Genomic DNA, 18958 nt, shown 5'->3' with positions numbered 1-18958 from the left:
CGACTCACTCATAACGTAACGCCTCCGCAGGCTGGGTGCGCGCGGCACGCCAGGCAGGATACAGGGTGGCGAGGAAACTCAGGACCAACGCGGCGCCGCAGACCATCAACACGTCATCGGCCTGCAATTGCGATGGCAGGTAGTCGATGAAGTACACGTCGGCGTTGAGGAACTTGTGCCCGATCAGGCCTTCGAGGGCGGCAATCGCGGCGCTGACGTTCAGCGCGGCGAACATCCCGACCAGGGCGCCGACGAACGTACCGATCACGCCAATGACCGTGCCCTGGACCATGAAGATCCGCATGATCTGCCCCGGCGTGGCGCCGAGGGTACGCAAGATGGCGATGTCGCCCTTCTTGTCGTTCACCACCATCACCAGCGTGGAGATGATGTTGAACGCCGCCACGGCAACGATCAGCAACAGCAGCAGACCGATCATGGCTTTTTCCATGCGGATCGCCTGGTACAGGTTGCCGTGGGTGCGGGTCCAGTCCCGGGCATAGTAGCGGTCTTCGCCGAGTTGCTGGGCGATGGTCCACGCGACGCGCGGTGCCTGGAACAGGTCGTCGAACTTCAACCGCAGGCCCTGGACCTGATCCGGCTTCCAGCGGTGCAGGCGCGCCAGGTCCTGGAGGTTGGTGACGCCCAGGTAACCGTCCAGCTCGCCGGCGCCGACATGGAAAATGCCGACCACGGTAAAGCGTTTCATGCGCGGGAACATGCCGCCCGGGGTCACGGTGACCTCCGGGGCGACGAACGTCAGCTTGTCGCCAATGGCAACGCCGAGCTTGGCCGCGGCCTTGTCACCGATGACGATGCCGAAACTGCCTGGCGCCAGGTCATCGAGTTTTCCCTGTTGCATGAAGTTGTCGATGATCGACACCTGCCGCTCGAGCCCGGGGTCGATGCCATTGAGCAACACTTTGGACACCTTGCCGTCGTTGGTCAGCAGCCCCTGCATCTGGGTGAACGGCGCAACGGCCAGCACCTGCGGGTTCTGCTTGACCTTGGCGGCCAGGCTCGGCCAATCGCTGATGGCTTCGCCGGATTCGAGGGTCGCGTGGGGCACCATGCCCAGCACGCGGGTGCGCATCTCATGGTCGAAGCCGTTCATCACCGAGAGCACGACGATCATCACGACCACGCCAAGGGCCAGCCCGATGATGGACGTCAGGGAAATGAACGATACGAAATGATTGCGACGCTTTGCACGGGTATAACGCGTGCCGATAAATACGAAGAGAGGTCTGAACATGTCGGGGCTTGTTCGGAGGGAAAAGGAACGTCCTTGTGGCGGGGGTCACAAACCAGCTTTACACTCAGACCACCGCCGCTACCATGGGTTCGCCATGTCGACATTAGATGAAGAAGATCGCCGCGAATACTACCGTATCGAGGACACGATCGCACTGGAAATTCGGCCCCTGTCCATTCCTGAAGCTGCTGGCCAGGAAGTGTTGCAGGATGCTTCTCCATTGTTCAATCTGCTCAGTGAATTGCACCTGAGCGAATTCGAATCACAGCACCTGCTGCGCCAGATCAGCGAGCGCGAACGCAGCATCGCGGCCTACCTCAAGGCAATGAACAAACGCATCGACCTGCTCAGCCAGGTCATTGCCCTGACGGTGCTCGGCGAAATCGGCGAACCGCAACCGGTGATCATTTCCGAAGGCGGCGTCGACTTCCAACACCCCACGCCGATCGCGGTCGGCACCCACTTGTCGATCAAGCTGGTGCTGATGCCGCAAGCCCTCGGCCTGTTGCTGCGGGCGCGGGTCACCCACTGCGACCCCAAGGGCGACGGCTACGACGTCGGCACCGAGTTCGAACGCCCGACCGACGCCCAGCGCCAGTTGCTGGCTCGCTACATCCTGCAGAAACAGGCGCAAGAGCGTCGCCTGGCCCGGGAACAGAACGACTCAGGTATCAATAAGGAAGAACCGTGACCCTCATTTATGGCCACCGCGGCGCCAAGGGCGAAGCGCCGGAAAACACCCTGACCGGTTTTCAGGAGTGCCTCAAGCACGGCGTACGCCGTTGCGAGCTGGACCTGCACCTTTCGATGGACGGCGAGTTGATGGTGATCCACGACCCGACCCTCAAGCGCACCACGGACCGGCGCGGCAAAGTGGTGGAGCATTCCGCCGCCGAGCTGGTGACCTACGATGCGCGCAAGGGTGGCCCGGGCTGGATCAAGCCGTGCCCGATCCCACGCCTGGAGGAGCTGTTCGAGAAGTGTGATTTCGAGCACTGGCAACTGGAGGTCAAGAGCGCCTCGCGCACCCGCGCCGCCGCGACGGTGCTGGGCATTCGCGAAATGGCCCAGCGTTTCGGGCTGCTGGACAAAATCACCATCACGTCCAGTTCCCGGGAAGTACTCAAGGCGGCCCTGGACCTGACTCCGGACATCTCCCGCGGACTGGTGGCCGAATACGCCTGGCTCGACCCGTTGAAGGTCGCCCAGAGTTACGGCTGCGAGATTCTGGCGCTGAACTGGACCCTGTGCACGCCGGAACGCCTGATCAAGGCGCAGCGCCAGGGGCTGCATGTGTCGGTGTGGACCGTCAACGAGCCCGCGCTGATGCGCAGGCTCGCCGACTTTGGCGCTGACAGCCTGATTACAGACTTTCCCGGTTTGGCCACTGCCACCCTCGAGAATTGCTGAAATCGGTCTCCCCGGCCGGCTCAGGCCACCGGCCGGAGCCGCTCAAAAAAGCCGGTTGAGCCCGTCATAGGCCGCTACCCGATAGGCTTCGGCCATGGTCGGGTAGTTGAACGTGGTGTTGACGAAGTACTTCAACGTGTTCAATTCGCCCGGCTGGTTCATGATCGCCTGGCCGATGTGCACGATCTCCGACGCCTGGTAGCCGAAGCAGTGCACGCCCAACACTTCCAGGGTCTCGCGGTGGAACAGGATCTTCAGCATGCCTTGCGGCTCGCCGGCGATCTGCGCCCGCGCCATGCTCTTGAAGAAGGCCTTGCCCACTTCATAAGGCACCTTGGCCTGGGTCAGCTCCTGCTCGTTCTTGCCGATCGAGCTGATCTCCGGAATGGTGTAGATCCCGGTCGGTACGTCGTTGACGAAGCGCCAGCTGCCGTTGTCGACAATGCTGCCAGCGGCCGAGCGGCCCTGGTCGTGGGCGGCACTGGCCAGGCTCGGCCAGCCGATCACGTCACCGGCACCGTAGATGTTCGGCACGCAGGTACGGTAGTTCTCGTCGACTTCGATCTGGCCGCGGCTGTTGACCTTCACGCCAATGTTTTCCAGGCCCAGGGTGTCGGTGTTGCCGGTACGACCGTTACACCAGAGCAAGGCGTCGGCCTTGATCTTCTTGCCGGACTTGAGGTGCAGGATCACGCCATTGTCGACGCCTTCGACGCGGTCGTAGTCTTCATTGTGGCGCACGGTGATGTTGTTGTTGCTGAAGTGATAGCTCAGGGCCTGGGAGATTTCCGAGTCCAGGAAGCTCAGCAACTGGCCGCGGTTGTCCACCAGTTCCACCAACACACCCAGGCCGCTGAAGATCGAGGCGTATTCGCAACCGATCACGCCAGCGCCGTAGACGATGAGCTTGCGCGGGGTGTGACCCAGGCTCAGGATGGTGTCGCTATCGTAGATACGCGCATGGTTGAAATCGATGTCGGCCGGACGATACGGGCGCGAACCGGTGGCAATGATGATGTGCTTGGCCACCAGTTTCTCGACCACGCCATTGCCGCAGACCACTTCGACCGTCTGCTCGTCGGCAAAGCTGCCGGTGCCGAAGAACACGTCCACGCGGTTGCGGGCGTAGTAACCGGTGCGCGAGGCCACCTGCTTGGAGATCACCTTCTCGGCGCTCTTGAGCACGTCCGGGAAGGAGAACCAGCGCGGTTCGCCGATGGCACGGAACATCGGGTTGGTGTTGAACTGCATGATCTGCCGGACCGAGTGACGCAAGGCCTTGGACGGGATGGTACCCAAGTGGGTGCAGTTGCCGCCGACCTGCCGACGGCTGTCGACCATCGCCACCTTGCGCCCTGCCTTGGCCGCGTTCATTGCCGCGCCTTCCCCCGCCGGGCCGGAACCCAGTACCACCACGTCGTAGTTGTAGACAGCCATGCATACTCCTCAGAACAGGCCGCTGTGCCTCACTTGGCACCGACGGCTAAATCATGCCGGCCTGCGGCATGAAGGAACAATTTGGGGCCGGTTCACGAGCCCGGCCACAGTCTATAGAAGCGTCAACGCCGCGCACATTACCCCTTGGTCGCGTCGTAGGCTAGTTTTGCCTGCGCTATTTCGCCACAGGTCGCCTTTCATGACGCTGTCATCATTGGGCTTTTCCGCTGCTTATGCGCTCAAACGCATCGTTGGTACGTGTAACAAAGCCATTGCCATCGCGCAGCACAAAAAATACCCCAATGCCGTGCTTTTCGGCATAGTCCCAACCCCGTTCAGGACCAAGAATCAGCAACAGCGTCGATAGTCCATCGGCCATCAACGCCGAAGGATGAATCACCGTGACTGACGCCAGGTTATGTAGGACTGGTGTACCGGTGCGTGCGTCAAAAGTGTGGGAATAACGCCTACCACCCTGTTCGAAATATTTACGGTAGTCGCCCGAGGTGGAAACCCCGTAGCCATTGACCTCGATGACACGTTCGGCCACTTGCCGGTCGTCCCGGGGCTCTTCCAGGGCGATACGCCAGGCCGAACCATCGGGCTTGCGCCCCAAGGCCTTGAGTTCGCCGGTGGCTTCGGCCAGGTAACTGTCGATCCCCAGGGCCTGGAGCCTGGCGGCGATGCGGTCGACGGCATAGCCTGCGGCGACACTGTTGAAGTCGACTTCCACCGCAGTGTCCTTGCACAACCGGTCGCCCTCGATGCGCAAATGACCATGACCGACGCGCTGGCGCGCCAAGGTCAAGGCTTCGGCGGTCGGTACTTTTTCTTCGCGAGACTGGGGACCGAAGCCCCACAGGTTCAGCAGCGGTTCCACCGTCAGGTCGAAGGAGCCGTCGCTTTGAACCGACAACTGCTCACCTACGCGGACCAACTCCAGGACCGAGCCAGGCATGACCTGGCAGCTGTTGGCCGGCAGCGCGTTGAAACGCTCGATGTCCGAGTCGCTGCGATAGGTCGAGAGTTGCCGATCCACTTCGGCGAGGATGCTTTCCACCTCGGCCTGCACCGTTTTCGCAGTGGGCCCGGCGGAATGCCTGACGTACTGAATCGAATAATGACTGCCCATGGTCGGGCCGTCGAAGCGCTCCAGGGTGTCGCCGTTGCCGCAACCCGACAACACGCCGGCCAGCACCACAAGCCCAATCCATCGTCCAGTTAACAAATCTTCATCTCCCCTCAAAACCGCGCCCGCCATTATGAACTCCGGCGCGCGCAAAAAAACCTGTGGGAGCCAATGGAGCCCTGTGGGAGCAAAGCTTGCTCGCGATGAACGATGACGCGGTCTTGCAGCTAAACCGTATCGCCTGCATCGCGAGCAAGCTTTGCTTCCACAGGTTCCAAGGCTCCAAGGTTCCAAGGTTCCAAGGTTCCAAGGTTCCAAGGTTCCTGCAAGGCTCCCACAGGGGTGCAGCGCTTCCATACAAGATTTGCCAGAGTGAGTACCTACACATGTCTTCCCAAACGAGCAACGGCAAGGCGATTTTTCGCGTTGTCAGCGGCAACTTCCTGGAGATGTTCGACTTCATGGTCTATGGCTTCTACGCCACGGCCATCGCCAAGACGTTCTTCCCCGCCGACAGTGCGTTCGCCTCGCTGATGTTGTCCCTGGCCACGTTTGGTGCCGGGTTCCTGATGCGTCCCCTCGGTGCGATTTTTCTCGGTGCCTACATCGACCGCCACGGCCGTCGCAAAGGCTTGATCATCACCCTGGCGCTGATGGCCACGGGCACCATACTGATCGCCTGCGTGCCGGGCTACGCTGCCCTCGGCGTGGCGGCCCCGTTGCTGGTGCTGCTGGGCCGATTGCTGCAAGGCTTCTCCGCCGGCGTGGAACTCGGTGGCGTGTCGGTTTACCTGGCGGAAATCTCCACACCGGGGCGCAAGGGCTTCTTTGTCAGTTGGCAATCCGCCAGTCAACAGGCTGCCGTGGTGTTCGCCGGCCTGCTGGGGGTTGGCCTCAATCACTGGCTGAGCCCCCAGGAAATGGGCGAATGGGGCTGGCGCGTACCGTTCCTGGTGGGGTGCATGATTGTCCCGGCCATATTCGTGATCCGTCGTTCGCTGGAAGAAACACCTGAGTTCCAAGCGAGAAAACATCGTCCCAGCCTGTCGGATATTGTCCGCTCCATTGGTCAGAACTTCGGCATTGTCTTGGCCGGCATGGCGCTGGTGGTGATGACCACGGTGTCGTTCTACCTGATCACCGCCTACACACCGACCTTCGGCAAGGCCGAGTTGAACCTGTCGGACCTGGATGCGCTGCTGGTCACGGTGTGCATCGGCTTGTCGAATTTCTTCTGGCTGCCCGTGATGGGGGCGTTTTCCGACAAGATCGGACGTAAACCCCTGCTGCTCGGTGCGACTGTCCTGGCGATCCTCACCGCCTATCCGGCGCTGTCCTGGTTGGTGGCGAACCCCAGTTTCAGCCATTTGCTGATCGTCGAGCTGTGGTTGTCGTTCCTGTATGGATCGTACAACGGTGCAATGGTCGTGGCCTTGACGGAAATCATGCCGGTCGAGGTGCGCACCACCGGCTTCTCCCTGGCCTACAGCCTGGCGACAGCGACGTTCGGCGGGTTTACCCCGGCGGCTTGTACCTATCTGATTCATGTACTGGATAACAAGGCCGCGCCGGGGATATGGCTCAGTGGCGCGGCGGTGCTGGGGTTGATTGCGACCCTGGTGCTGTTCAAGGGCAATCGGCATGCACTGCGGACGGCGCAGGCCTCGGTGGTCGGTGGCGCCTGATGGATCGCTATCGCGAGCAAGCTCGCTCCCACAGGGTGTACACAATCAAACTGTGGGAGCGAGCTTGCTCGCGATGAGGCCAGCCCAGGCACCACAAACCCCAGACAAAAAAACGCCCCGACAAGTCGGGGCGTTTTCACAAGCAGCTAAGGCTTAGCGCGGGAACGCTGGCGGGTTTACACCGGCCATGTCTTCCATCACGCGAACCACCTGGCAGCTGTAACCGAACTCGTTGTCGTACCAAACGTACAGAACAACGCGGCTGTCTTGGCTGATGGTAGCTTCAGCATCCACGACACCGGCGTGGCGCGAGCCGACGAAGTCGGTGGACACCACTTCCTGGGAATTGACGAAGTCGATCTGCTTGTGCAGGTCGGAGTGCAGCGCCATGTAGCGCAGGTACTCGTTCATCTCTTCACGGGTGGCGGCTTTCTCAAGGTTCAGGTTGAGAATGGCCATCGACACGTTCGGCGTCGGCACACGGATCGCGTTGCCGGTCAGCTTGCCGGCCAGTTCAGGCAGGGCCTTGGCGGCGGCGGTGGCGGCACCGGTCTCGGTGAGGACCATGTTCAGCGCGGCGCTGCGGCCACGGCGATCGCCCTTGTGGAAGTTGTCGATCAGGTTCTGGTCGTTGGTGTACGAGTGAACCGTTTCAACGTGACCGTTGACGATGCCGAACTTGTCGTTCACCGCCTTGAGCACCGGCACGATGGCGTTGGTGGTGCAAGAAGCAGCGGAGACGATCTTGTCCTCAGCGGTGATTTCGCCGTGGTTGATGCCGTGAACGATGTTCTTCAGCTTGCCCTTGCCAGGCGCTGTCAGCACGACGCGGTCGATGCCCGGGCAGGCCAGGTGCTGGCCCAGGCCCTCGGCATCACGCCATACGCCGGTGTTGTCCACCAGCAGTGCGTCCTTGATGCCGTACTGGGTGTAGTCCACCTCGGCCGGGTTCTTCGCGTAGATCACCTGGATCAGGTTGCCGTTGGCGAGGATGGTGTTGTTTTCTTCATCGATGATGATGGTGCCGTTGAACGAACCATGGACCGAATCACGACGCAACAGGCTGGCGCGCTTGGTCAGGTCGTTATCGGCGCCTTTGCGCACCACGATGGCCCGCAGGCGCAGGCCGTCGCCGCCACCGGTTTTTTCGATCAGGATGCGCGCCAGCAGACGGCCGATACGACCGAAGCCGTACAGGACCACGTCAGTGCCTTTGCGAGGCGAAGCGTTCTGCTGGCCAACCACATCGGCCATCTCTTCACGAACGAACTGCTCGGCGCTACGGCCATTGCCTTCGCTGCGGAATTTGAACGCCAACTTGCCCAGATCCACCGAAGCCGCGCCGAGCTTGAGCTCGCTCATGGCTTTAAGCAGGGGGAATGTTTCGTGGACGGAGAGTTCGCTGTCGTCGGAAGAACGGTGGCGAGCAAAGCGATGGGCTTTGAGGATCGCGATGACAGACTGGTTGATCAGGCTGCGGCCATAGATCGAGCTCACCACGTTGTTATTGCGGTAGAGCTGACCGATGAGAGGGATCATCGCTTCTGCGAGAGCTTCACGATCAATCCATTCACCAAGACACTGGTCGGGCTTCTGAGTCACGGTAACCTTCCACATGTAGGGGCTGAAAAAAGGGGCTACATTATGCCGCCGAGTCATCGGCGGAGCAATGCGCGCCTGTCGCACCGTGGTTTTCCTGTCTGCCCGGGTAGTCTGCGACTGACAGCAGCCCTCTTCCCCCGCTACAATTGTCGACTTTGTCGCAATGCTGGAGCTCAATCTTCCGTGCCCGTTCTGCGTCTTCCGCTTCTCCCTGCCGCGGCAGGTAAACAGCACTGGGGCAACCTGCCCGGTGCCGCCCTGAGCCTGGCCATCGCCGAGGCTGCCAGCGCTGCAAAGCGTTTCACCCTGCTGCTGACCGCCGACAGCCAAAGCGCCGAGCGGCTGGAACAGGAGCTGAGTTTCTTCGCTCCGGATTTGCCGGTCTTGCATTTTCCGGACTGGGAAACCCTGCCCTACGATCTGTTTTCGCCGCACCAGGACATCATTTCCCAGCGAATCGCCAGCCTTTATCGGCTGCCGGAACTCAGTCATGGCGTTTTGGTAGTGCCGATCACCACGGCCCTACATCGCCTGGCGCCGACCCAATTCCTGCTTGGCAGCAGCCTGGTGCTGGACATCGGACAGAAGCTCGATGTCGAGCAAATGCGCACTCGCCTTGAGGCCAGTGGCTATCGCTGCGTCGACACGGTGTACGAGCACGGCGAGTTCGCGGTACGCGGCGCCTTGATCGACCTGTTCCCGATGGGTAGCAAACTGCCTTATCGCATCGACCTGTTCGATGACGAAATCGAGACCCTGCGCACCTTCGACCCGGAAAACCAGCGGTCCATCGATAAAGTGCAGTCGATCCGCCTGTTGCCGGCCAAGGAGTTCCCGCTGCAGAAAGACGCCGTGACCCGCTTCAAGGCCCGCTTTCGCGAGCGCTTCGATGTGGATTTCCGGCGCTGCCCGATCTTCCAGGACCTGAGCAGCGGGATCACGCCCGCCGGCATCGAGTATTACCTGCCACTGTTTTTCGAAGAAACCTCCACCCTGTTCGATTACCTGCCCCAGGACACCCAGGTGTTTTCCCTGCCGGGCATCGAACAGGCCGCGGAAAACTTCTGGAACGACGTGCGCAACCGCTACGAAGAACGTCGCGTCGATCCTTCCCGGCCGCTATTACCGCCGGCCGAGCTGTTCCTGCCGGTGGAAGACTGTTTTGCCCGCCTCAAGAGCTGGCCACGGGTGGTGGCGAGCCAGCAGGACGTGGAAACCGGCGTCGGCCGTGAACGTTTCCCGGCCAAGGCGTTGCCGGACCTGGCCATCGAAGCCAAGGCCACGCAACCCCTGGCGGCGCTGGCCGGCTTTCTCGATGCATTCCCCGGCCGCGTGTTGTTCACCGCCGAATCCGCGGGTCGTCGCGAAGTGCTGCTGGAGCTGCTTGAGCGCCTGAAGCTGCGACCGAAAACGGTGGACAGCTGGCCGGACTTCGTCGCCGGCAAGGATCGCCTGGCGATTACCATCGCGCCATTGAACGACGGCCTGGTCCTGGATGACCCAGCCCTGGCCCTGGTCGCCGAAAGTCCTTTGTTCGGCCAGCGCGTCATGCAGCGCCGCCGTCGCGAGAAACGCGCCGACGCCGCCAACGACGCCGTCATCAAGAACCTCACCGAACTGCGCGAAGGCGCGCCCGTGGTGCACATCGACCACGGCGTGGGCCGCTACCTGGGCCTGGCGACACTGGAAATCGACAGCCAGGCCGCCGAGTTCCTGACCCTTGAATACGCCGAGGGTGCCAAGCTCTACGTGCCGGTGGCGAACCTGCACCTGATCGCCCGCTACACCGGCAGCGACGACGCCCTGGCCCCACTGCATCGCCTGGGCTCGGAAACCTGGCAGAAAGCCAAACGCAAGGCGGCCGAACAGGTGCGCGACGTGGCCGCCGAACTGCTGGACATCTATGCCCGGCGCGCGGCCCGCGAGGGCTATGCCTTCGCCGATCCGAAAGCCGACTACGAAACCTTCAGCGCCGGTTTCCCGTTCGAAGAAACCGTCGACCAGCAGACCACCATCGAAGCCGTGCGCGCCGACATGCTCGCGCCCAAACCGATGGACCGGCTGGTGTGTGGCGATGTGGGCTTCGGCAAGACCGAAGTGGCGATGCGCGCCGCGTTCATTGCCGTGCACGGTGGCAAGCAGGTCGCGATCCTGGTGCCGACCACTCTGCTCGCCCAGCAGCACTACAACAGTTTCCGCGACCGCTTTGCCGACTGGCCGGTGACAGTGGAAGTGATGAGCCGTTTCAAATCCACCAAGGAAGTGAACGCCGCCGTGGCCGACCTGGCCGAGGGCAAGATCGACATCGTCATCGGCACGCACAAGCTGCTGCAGGACGACGTGAAGATCAAGAACCTGGGGCTGGTGATCATCGACGAAGAGCACCGCTTTGGCGTACGCCAGAAAGAACAGCTCAAGGCCCTGCGCAGCGAAGTCGACATCCTGACCCTGACCGCCACGCCGATCCCGCGCACGCTGAACATGGCGGTGTCGGGCATGCGCGATCTGTCGATCATCGCCACGCCGCCGGCCCGGCGCCTGTCGGTGCGCACCTTTGTCATGGAGCAGAACAAAAGCACGGTCAAGGAAGCCTTGCTGCGTGAGTTGCTGCGTGGCGGCCAGGTCTATTACCTGCACAACGACGTGAAGACCATCGAGAAATGCGCCGCCGACCTCGCCGAACTGGTGCCGGAAGCGCGGATCGGCATCGGCCACGGGCAAATGCGCGAGCGTGAACTCGAACAGGTGATGAGCGACTTCTACCACAAGCGCTTCAACGTGCTGATCGCCTCGACCATCATCGAGACCGGCATCGACGTGCCGAGCGCCAACACCATCATCATCGAGCGCGCCGACAAATTCGGCCTGGCCCAGCTGCACCAGTTGCGCGGCCGAGTCGGTCGTAGCCACCACCAGGCCTATGCCTACCTGTTGACGCCACCGCGCCAGCAGATCACCCCGGATGCGGAAAAGCGCCTGGAAGCCATCGCCAATACCCAGGACCTGGGCGCCGGCTTCGTGCTGGCCACCAACGACCTGGAAATCCGCGGTGCCGGCGAATTGCTCGGCGACGGCCAGAGCGGCCAGATCCAGGCCGTCGGCTTCACCCTGTACATGGAAATGCTCGAACGCGCGGTCAAGTCGATCCGCAAGGGCGAACAGCCGAACCTCGACCAACCCCTGGGCGGCGGGCCGGAAATCAACCTGCGGGTGCCGGCGTTGATCCCGGAAGACTACCTGCCGGACGTTCACGCACGGCTGATCCTCTACAAACGCATCGCCTCGGCCAGCGACGAGGAAGGCCTCAAGGACCTGCAAGTGGAGATGATCGACCGCTTCGGCCTGCTGCCGGAACCGACCAAGAACCTGGTGCGTACCACGCTGCTCAAGCTCAAGGCCGAACAACTGGGCATCAAGAAAGTCGACGGCGGCCCCAACGGCGGCCGGATCGAGTTCGAGGCCCAGACGCCGGTCGATCCACTGGTGCTGATCAAGTTGATCCAGGGCCAACCCAAACGCTACAAGTTCGAAGGTGCCACGATGTTCAAATTCATGGTGCCCATGGAGCGCGCGGAAGAGCGCTTCAATACCGTAGAAGCGCTGTTCGAGCGCCTCACTCCGACCACTGTTTGAAGGACGCCACATGCGCCTGTTTCGCTCACTGACCTTGTTGTTGACCCTGGTCGCTCCCCTGGCGCTTGCCGACGACCTGTATCAGGTTGAAATGATCCTGGTGCGCCAGAATGCCGAGCCGGCGATTGTCAGCCGCGCCGCACCGGAAGACTGGGACGCCGGCGCGCAACGCCTGGGCGCGGATAGCCAGCGCACGCCGGCCATGGGCAACATCGTCGAGAAACTCACCGCCAGCGGCCAATACACGGTATTGATGCACAAGGCCTGGCAGCAGACCCTCGGTGAACAGGGGCGCAAAATTGCCATCAGCGACGGTGCCGAACAGTTCGGGCAATTCCCCATCGAGGGCACCCTGGAACTGAAGCTGGGCCGTTTCACCGACGTGGATGCCGATTTCTGGATCAACCAGATCAACGCCAATGGCCTGGTCACCTCCAGCGAGCGCCTCAAGCAGCAGAGCCATACCAAGAATGGCCAACTGAACTTCCTCGACAACGGGCATCTTGGCCTGCTGATCAAGATCACCTCGTTGACCGCGCCCGCGCCACGGCAGGCACCTGAAGTCATTCCGGACTGATTGGCGCACCTATGCCCTCGCCCCTGAGCAAACCCCTGGCACCTTCCTGGGTCAATCGATTCAAGGAACAGAGCCTGGAGCGCGGGCGCCGTTATGCGCTGGAAAACCGCGTCAGGATTGTCGAAGCCGGCGACAGCACCATCACCGCCAGTTGCGAAGGCTCTGGCGGTAACGTCTACCGTCAGACCATTCGCCTTAAAGAGTCAGCCAAGGGCACGCTGATTCTGCTCGAAGCCGCGTGCTCCTGCCCGGTGCGCATCAACTGCAAGCACTGCGCGGCGGTGTTGCTGCAAGTCCAGGAAACCCTGGCCTACCCGGCCGCCGAAAAAGACGCGCAGTTGCTGGAGAAACTCCAGGCGGTGCTGGACAACCGCAGCCCCAAGGCCCCGCCACAAGTGCTGGTGGACAATGTGCAACCGGTGCCGCGCCTGTGGCTGGCCAGTATCGAGTTCAGCGCCTTCGAGCCGCGCAACGGCAAGATGCAGCGCTACATTCAACACCGCGCCGCACTGTCGTTCAGTTACCTGGACGAATACGTCAGCGGCCAGCGCAACACCGACGTGCTGATTCGCCAGGAAACCCAGACTCTGCGGATAAAACGCCACACCGACGTGGAACAGTCCTACCGCGAACAGCTGCGAATCCTCGGCTTCAAGGTCGCGACCCGACAAAGCAAGGCCCTGCCGGAAAGCGCTGGCGAACTGTACGAGATGGTCAACGACAGCGCCTGGCTGACCTTCACCCTCAATGACCTGCCGAAACTGCGCACCCAGGGCTGGGAATTGCAGATCGACGAGGACTTCGGCTTCGACCTGACGGCAGTGGACGAGTGGTACGCCACCGTCGAGGAAACGCCGGAGCGGGACTGGTTCGACCTCGAACTGGGGATCATCGTCAACGGCGAACGCCTGAGCCTGCTGCCGATCCTGCTGAACCTGATGCGCTCGCACATCGAATTGTTCAACCCGGAACGCCTGGCCCGGCGTCGGGATGACGAACTCATTCTGGTCAACCTGCCCAACCGCCCGAACTCGGAGTTCGGCCCGCAGCAGGTGGCCCTGCCCTATGGCCGGCTGAAACCGGTGCTGGCGACCCTGGGCGAGTTTTACCTGCAAGAGCCCGGCACCACCAAACTGCGCCTCAACAGCGCGGACGCCCTGCGCCTGAACCCGCTGCAGGACATGCCGCTGACCTGGGAAGGTGGCGAACACATTCGCGGCCTGGCGCAACGCCTGCGGGACATCAAGGATTACACCGCCCTCGCGCCCGAGGGCCTGAACGCGACGCTGCGGCCCTATCAACTCGAAGGCTTGAGCTGGATGCAATCGCTCAGGCAATTGGAAGTCGGCGGCATTCTCGCGGACGACATGGGCCTGGGCAAAACCCTACAGACCCTGGCGCACATTCTCAGCGAAAAACACGCCGGACGCCTCGACCGGCCGTGCATGGTCGTCATGCCGACCAGCCTGATCCCCAACTGGCTCGACGAGGCGGCTCACTTCACGCCGCAGCTCAAGGTATTGGCGCTTTACGGCGCCGGGCGCAAGAAATATTTCGACCGACTGGCCGATTACGACCTGGTCCTCACCACCTATGCCCTGCTGCCCAAGGATGTCGAGCGCCTGGCCGCGCAGCCGTTGCACGTGCTGATCCTCGATGAAGCCCAGTACATCAAGAACCCCACCAGCAAAGCCGCCCAGGCCGCCCGCGAGCTCAACGCCCGCCAGCGGCTGTGCCTGTCCGGCACGCCGCTGGAAAATCACCTGGGCGAATTGTGGTCGCTGTTTCACTTCCTGCTGCCGGGGTGGCTTGGGGACGTCAAGAGTTTCAACCGCGATTACCGTGTACCGATAGAAAAGCGCGGCAGCGATGTACGACTGCAGCACCTCAACGGTCGGATAAAACCTTTCCTGCTGCGCAGGACCAAGGAGCAGGTGGCGACGGAGTTGCCGCCCAAGACCGAGATCATCCATTGGGTCGAACTCAGCGACGCCCAGCGGGACGTCTACGAGACCATGCGCCTGGCGATGGACAAGAAGGTCCGCGACGAGATCACCCGCAAAGGCGTGGCCCGCAGCCAGATCATCATTCTCGAAGCCCTGCTCAAGCTGCGCCAGGTGTGTTGCGACCTGCGCCTGATCAACGACGCTACCCTGCCCGCCCGAGGCAGCACCTCGGGCAAGCTCGACAGCCTGATGGAAATGCTCGAAGAGCTGTTTGAAGAAGGTCGCCGGGTGCTGTTGTTTTCCCAATTCACGTCCATGCTGGCACTGATTGAAGATGAGCTGAAGAAACGCGGCGTCGATTACGCCCTCCTGACCGGCCAGACCCGCGACCGACGCACGCCCGTCAAGGAGTTCCAGAGCGGCAAGCGTCAGATCTTCCTGATCAGCCTCAAGGCTGGTGGCGTAGGCCTGAACCTGACCGAGGCCGACACCGTGATTCACTACGACCCATGGTGGAACCCGGCCACCGAAAACCAGGCGACCGACCGCGCCTACCGCATCGGCCAGGAAAAACCGGTATTCGTCTACAAGCTGATTGCCCGAGGCACGGTGGAAGAGAAGATCCAGCTACTGCAAAAGGAAAAATCCGACCTCGCCGCCGGCGTGCTGGACGGACGCGTGGCTGGAGACTGGAAACTGCAGAGCGACGATATCGAAGCATTGTTCGCGCCGCTGCCTGACAAGCTGGAAAAACGCTGACACCCCTCAATTCCTGTGGGAGCCAAGCTTGCTCGCGATAGCGGTGGTTCAGTTGGCGCGGATGTCGACTGTGCCGCCGTCATCGAGAGCAAGCTCGGCTCCCACAGGTGACCGAGTCACTTGATGTGCGCGGACAATATGTGGGAGCGAGCCTGCTCGCGATGACTGACTATCAGGCGACATAGCCAGTGAATGTGCCGGTGAATCAGGTCTTGGGCAACGGTGCAAACAACGCTTCGATATCGCTCTGCTCAAGCTTCCACCCACCCGTCGCGCCGCCATCCAGCAGACTGCCCGCCAACGCGGCCTTATCCTCCTGAAGCGCCTGTATCTTCTCTTCCACCGTGCCTCGGGCAATCAGCTTGTAGACGAACACTGGCTTGTTTTGACCGATCCGATAAGCCCGGTCGGTCGCCTGATTTTCCACCGCTGGGTTCCACCACGGATCGAAGTGAATCACCGTGTCCGCAGCCGTCAGATTGAGCCCCGTACCGCCGGCCTTGAGGCTGATTAGAAACAGCGACACCTTGCCACTCTGAAATTCCCTCACCGGGGTGCGGCGATCCGTGGTGGATCCGGTCAGTAAGGAATAGGTCAGGCTGCGCTTTTGCAGTTCCTCCTCGATCAGGGCCAGCATCGAGGTGAACTGGGAAAACAGCAGAATCTTGCGCCCTTCGCTGAGCAACTCTTCGAGCATCTCCATTAAACTGACCAACTTGCCGCTGCCGGAACGTAGCGCTTTGGCGGTCTGTACGGTATTGAGCAGCCGCAGGTCGCAGCAGACCTGGCGTAACTTGAGCAACGCATCGAGAATGATAATCTGGCTACGGGCCACGCCGCTGCGAGCGATTTCGTCGCGCACTTTCTTGTCCATGGCCACACGCACGGTTTCATAGACATCCCGCTGCCCGTCACTGAGGTCGACCCAATGGACGATTTCAGTCTTGGGTGGCAGCTCAGTAGCGACTTGTTCCTTTTTACGCCGCAGCAGAAACGGTTTTATTCGCGCCGTCAGATAGTGCATTCGCTCGCTGTTGCCATGTTTTTCGATCGGCGTCCGGTAGTCTCGGTTGAAGCTTTTGTTATCCCCCAACCAGCCGGGCAGGAGGAAATGAAACAGAGACCAGAGTTCGCCCAAGTGATTTTCCAGGGGCGTACCGGACAGGCACAAGCGCTGCCGGGCATTGAGTTCGCGAGCAGCCTGGGCGGCCTTGCTGGTGGGGTTCTTGATGTTCTGCGCTTCATCGAGAATCAGCACACTCCAGGCCTGGGGTTTCAGCACCTCCAAATCCCGCGGCAACAAGGCATAAGTCGTCAGAACCAGGTCGTACTGTGCAAGGCTGGCGAAATCTTTTTGCCGGGCTGCACCATGAAGCGCCACGACGTTGAGCTGCGGTGTGAAGCGTGCCGCTTCGTCGAGCCAGTTGGGAATCAGACTGGTGGGCATGACTGCAAGCGCCGGGACATCCAGGCGCCCGGCCTGTTTCTCGCAAAGCAGGTGAGCCAGGGTCTGCAAGGTTTTACCCAAGCCCATGTCATCACCCAGGATGCCGCCAACTTCCAGCTCGCGCAGCGTCTGCATCCAATTGAGCCCTTCGAGCTGATAAGGTCGCAGCTTGGCTTTGAGCCCTGCCGGCGCAGGGACATGCACGTGAGTCGACTCATTCAATCGCTTGGCGAACGTACGCAACCGCTCCCCGCCTTGCCAGGTCAATGGCACGCTTTCAAGCACATTCAACCTGGCCGCATCAAAGGCATTCAACCGTATCGAGTCACCCCGGTGCTCCTTCATGTACAACTCACCAAGCGTTGCCATCAGCGGCTTGACCCGCCCATATGGCAACGCGACCTTCACACCAGGACCCGCCCCGAATTTTCCGCCGTTGAGATCGAGCAACATCAACTCTTCGTCACCGCGACGACCCAAGTTGTCCGGGGTCATCATCTCGGGGCTTGAGCGAAGCAGATGAAGCAAGATCGGCAGCAGGCTGTGCCGTTTTCCATCGACGATAATGCCCAGTTGTAAATCGAACCACTCTCGACCGGGAGACTCCTCGATGTCGGCGTACAACTGCTCCACCGGTTGCAGATCGAAATGAAAACCCGCTTCGATATCGATCTGCCAATTGGCGGCACGCAATCGTGGCAGGCCTTTGTCCATGAAGGCCAACCAGGCGTCGTCATCCGTCATTTGAAATAGCTCACCCCCGATGTCCGCCAGCGCAAGGCTCTTGCGATTGGTTTTCTTGAAACCTACCTTACGCAGAACGGTGCGAAAGGCTTGCTCGACATCCGGCTTACGCTCAATGCGCAAGATTTCGGTTCCGGACAGGATCGACAGTTCGGTGGATGCTTTGTCGTCCGCCACATGACCATCATAAATAAAGGTCAGTGCCGCGCGATGTTCTGGAACAGATTTCCAGTGCCGGAAGTTGATTGCACTTCCCAACGTCAACACCGCTCGCGGTTCAACACCTTCGATGATGCGCTCAGTCAGTTCTTTCGGCGGCGGGATAGGTCGGTCGACGGCGTTGATCCTATGGCTGAAAAGCACGACATCCCGAGCGGGCACCTCCGGCGCATGGCATAAATGGCACGCCAATTTGTCGTCCATTTCATAGGACAGCCGGCCAAGTTCCCTGCGCGATAAATCCAGATAATGAAGCGGCTCAAGCACCAGGAGGTTATCCAGTACCTGATCGCCACTGCGCCACCGAGACCGATAGTTGCCATTGGCCTGCTCAGCCCAGAAAAACTGCGCATTTTTTAGCGGACCTGCGCCCAATGGCTGCGGCGGGTCGAAATCCAGGAACAAGCGTGAGGACTGCAATGCCAGCGCCAGCACTTCGGCGCCGCTGCGACCTTGCAACGGAAAGCTGTTCTGGCTGTGATAATGCTGACTGCTGATAAGCGACTGGCCAATTTGCTTGTCGACGTCGGACATATAATTCGGAGAACGATTCAGCATGTCCGTCAGTTGACCAAACGCTTTCAGATCCTTCAGGGAACCATCATCGAGCTGGCGCCCCTTGAAGAGTTCCAAAAGCCACTGCCCTATGTGCGTCTTCTTGAGTTTGTAGAAGATCCGGACATCGGCGTCTTTTTTGCTCGGTAGCGAATCGGCGTCCCACTCGGGAATACCCTTGATCCAGGTTTCAAGTTCAGAACTCAGGCGCTCGCTGGCGGAGCCGGCCTCCAGCGCTTGCGGATTCCACATCAAATGGAACATGACGGCAGCGCAGTGCTTGCAGCTGTCACCGACCGGGCACGAACATTCGTAACGAACGCCGTCGTAGCCCCGATAACGAGTGAGCTCGATCACCTGCTGATAGACATTATCGCCGCCACCCTCGCATTCGGCGTGAATCGATTGCTCGTCTATCCGCAGTATCCGTACTCGGTCTCTCTCGGCGTAGTCGAACCCGCGCTGAAGGTAACTCTGATGGAAGTCTTCTCCCCAATCCGTCTCAAGAAGCGCCTCAATTGGCTGGGTCATGGGCACCGCCGAGCATTACGCATATCAGT

Annotated in this window: 11 protein-coding genes; 6 read left to right on the top strand and 5 right to left on the bottom strand. The window is 61.0% G+C overall.

Annotated elements, in window-relative coordinates:
- Window positions 1-4: 4 nt before the first annotated feature.
- Window positions 5-1255, bottom strand: a complete 1251-nt coding sequence (locus QMK47_RS10490) for a lipoprotein-releasing ABC transporter permease subunit (RefSeq protein WP_003199675.1) — start codon at window positions 1253-1255, stop codon at window positions 5-7.
- Window positions 1256-1349: 94 nt separating this feature from the next.
- On the opposite strand from QMK47_RS10490, the gene QMK47_RS10485 reads away from it, so the two are divergent.
- Together QMK47_RS10485 and QMK47_RS10480 are read left to right on the top strand one after the other, a co-directional pair.
- The gene (locus tag QMK47_RS10485) at window positions 1350-1946 is read left to right on the top strand and encodes a PilZ domain-containing protein (RefSeq protein WP_320390141.1); all 597 of its coding nucleotides are present in this window, start codon (window positions 1350-1352) and stop codon (window positions 1944-1946) included.
- A complete protein-coding gene (locus QMK47_RS10480; protein ID WP_063322173.1) occupies window positions 1943-2665 on the top strand; it encodes a glycerophosphodiester phosphodiesterase in 723 nt (240 codons plus the stop codon). The genes QMK47_RS10485 and QMK47_RS10480 overlap by 4 nt, the downstream gene beginning before the upstream one ends.
- 42 nt (window positions 2666-2707) lie before the next feature.
- Here QMK47_RS10480 and sthA read toward each other — a convergent pair whose 3' ends face one another.
- Together sthA and QMK47_RS10470 are read right to left on the bottom strand one after the other, a co-directional pair.
- Entirely contained in the window at window positions 2708-4102 is a 1395-nt protein-coding gene (gene sthA / locus QMK47_RS10475; protein WP_003183399.1) for a Si-specific NAD(P)(+) transhydrogenase, read from the bottom strand.
- A gap of 211 nt (window positions 4103-4313) precedes the next feature.
- Window positions 4314-5303, bottom strand: coding sequence for an FAD:protein FMN transferase (locus QMK47_RS10470; protein WP_320390140.1), 990 nt, complete (start codon window positions 5301-5303; stop codon window positions 4314-4316).
- Window positions 5304-5617: 314 nt separating this feature from the next.
- On the opposite strand from QMK47_RS10470, the gene QMK47_RS10465 reads away from it, so the two are divergent.
- Window positions 5618-6916, top strand: coding sequence for an MFS transporter (locus tag QMK47_RS10465; RefSeq protein ID WP_253472952.1), 1299 nt, complete (start codon window positions 5618-5620; stop codon window positions 6914-6916).
- 153 nt (window positions 6917-7069) lie between these two features.
- Here the strand turns inward: QMK47_RS10465 and QMK47_RS10460 are convergent, their stop codons facing one another.
- Window positions 7070-8533 carry a glyceraldehyde-3-phosphate dehydrogenase gene (locus QMK47_RS10460; protein WP_320390139.1) on the bottom strand — a complete coding sequence of 488 codons (1464 nt, stop codon included), beginning with the start codon at window positions 8531-8533 and terminating at the stop codon, window positions 7070-7072.
- 168 nt (window positions 8534-8701) lie between these two features.
- On the opposite strand from QMK47_RS10460, the gene mfd reads away from it, so the two are divergent.
- From mfd to QMK47_RS10445, 3 genes are read left to right on the top strand one after another with little or no spacing between them, the layout of a single operon-like run.
- Entirely contained in the window at window positions 8702-12151 is a 3450-nt protein-coding gene (gene mfd, locus QMK47_RS10455) for a transcription-repair coupling factor (protein ID WP_320390138.1), read from the top strand.
- 10 nt (window positions 12152-12161) lie between these two features.
- Window positions 12162-12728, top strand: coding sequence for a CsiV family protein (locus tag QMK47_RS10450; RefSeq protein WP_253472946.1), 567 nt, complete (start codon window positions 12162-12164; stop codon window positions 12726-12728).
- A gap of 11 nt (window positions 12729-12739) precedes the next feature.
- Window positions 12740-15433 carry a DEAD/DEAH box helicase gene (locus QMK47_RS10445; RefSeq protein WP_320390137.1) on the top strand — a complete coding sequence of 898 codons (2694 nt, stop codon included), beginning with the start codon at window positions 12740-12742 and terminating at the stop codon, window positions 15431-15433.
- Between the two features lie 205 nt (window positions 15434-15638).
- Here QMK47_RS10445 and QMK47_RS10440 read toward each other — a convergent pair whose 3' ends face one another.
- Window positions 15639-18929 (bottom strand): DEAD/DEAH box helicase, encoded by a 3291-nt coding sequence (locus tag QMK47_RS10440; RefSeq protein ID WP_320390136.1) that lies wholly within the window; start codon window positions 18927-18929, stop codon window positions 15639-15641.
- Between the last annotated feature and the right edge of the window lie 29 nt (window positions 18930-18958).

The organism is Pseudomonas sp. P9_35 (assembly GCF_034008205.1).
Taxonomy (GTDB): Bacteria; Pseudomonadota; Gammaproteobacteria; order Pseudomonadales; family Pseudomonadaceae; genus Aquipseudomonas; species Aquipseudomonas kilonensis.
Note: the sequence above shows the minus strand (reverse complement) of the source record. Positions and strands in the feature narration are given on the sequence as shown.

Coding starts and splice junctions, on each gene's coding strand:
- QMK47_RS10440 (WP_320390136.1), bottom strand. CDS start 18,929: ATGACCCAGCCAATTGAGGCGCTTCTTGAGACGGATTGGGGAGAAGAC.
- QMK47_RS10450 (WP_253472946.1), top strand. CDS start 12,162: ATGCGCCTGTTTCGCTCACTGACCTTGTTGTTGACCCTGGTCGCTCCC.
- sthA (WP_003183399.1), bottom strand. CDS start 4,102: ATGGCTGTCTACAACTACGACGTGGTGGTACTGGGTTCCGGCCCGGCG.
- QMK47_RS10460 (WP_320390139.1), bottom strand. CDS start 8,533: ATGTGGAAGGTTACCGTGACTCAGAAGCCCGACCAGTGTCTTGGTGAA.
- QMK47_RS10485 (WP_320390141.1), top strand. CDS start 1,350: ATGTCGACATTAGATGAAGAAGATCGCCGCGAATACTACCGTATCGAG.
- QMK47_RS10465 (WP_253472952.1), top strand. CDS start 5,618: ATGTCTTCCCAAACGAGCAACGGCAAGGCGATTTTTCGCGTTGTCAGC.
- QMK47_RS10490 (WP_003199675.1), bottom strand. CDS start 1,255: ATGTTCAGACCTCTCTTCGTATTTATCGGCACGCGTTATACCCGTGCA.
- QMK47_RS10445 (WP_320390137.1), top strand. CDS start 12,740: ATGCCCTCGCCCCTGAGCAAACCCCTGGCACCTTCCTGGGTCAATCGA.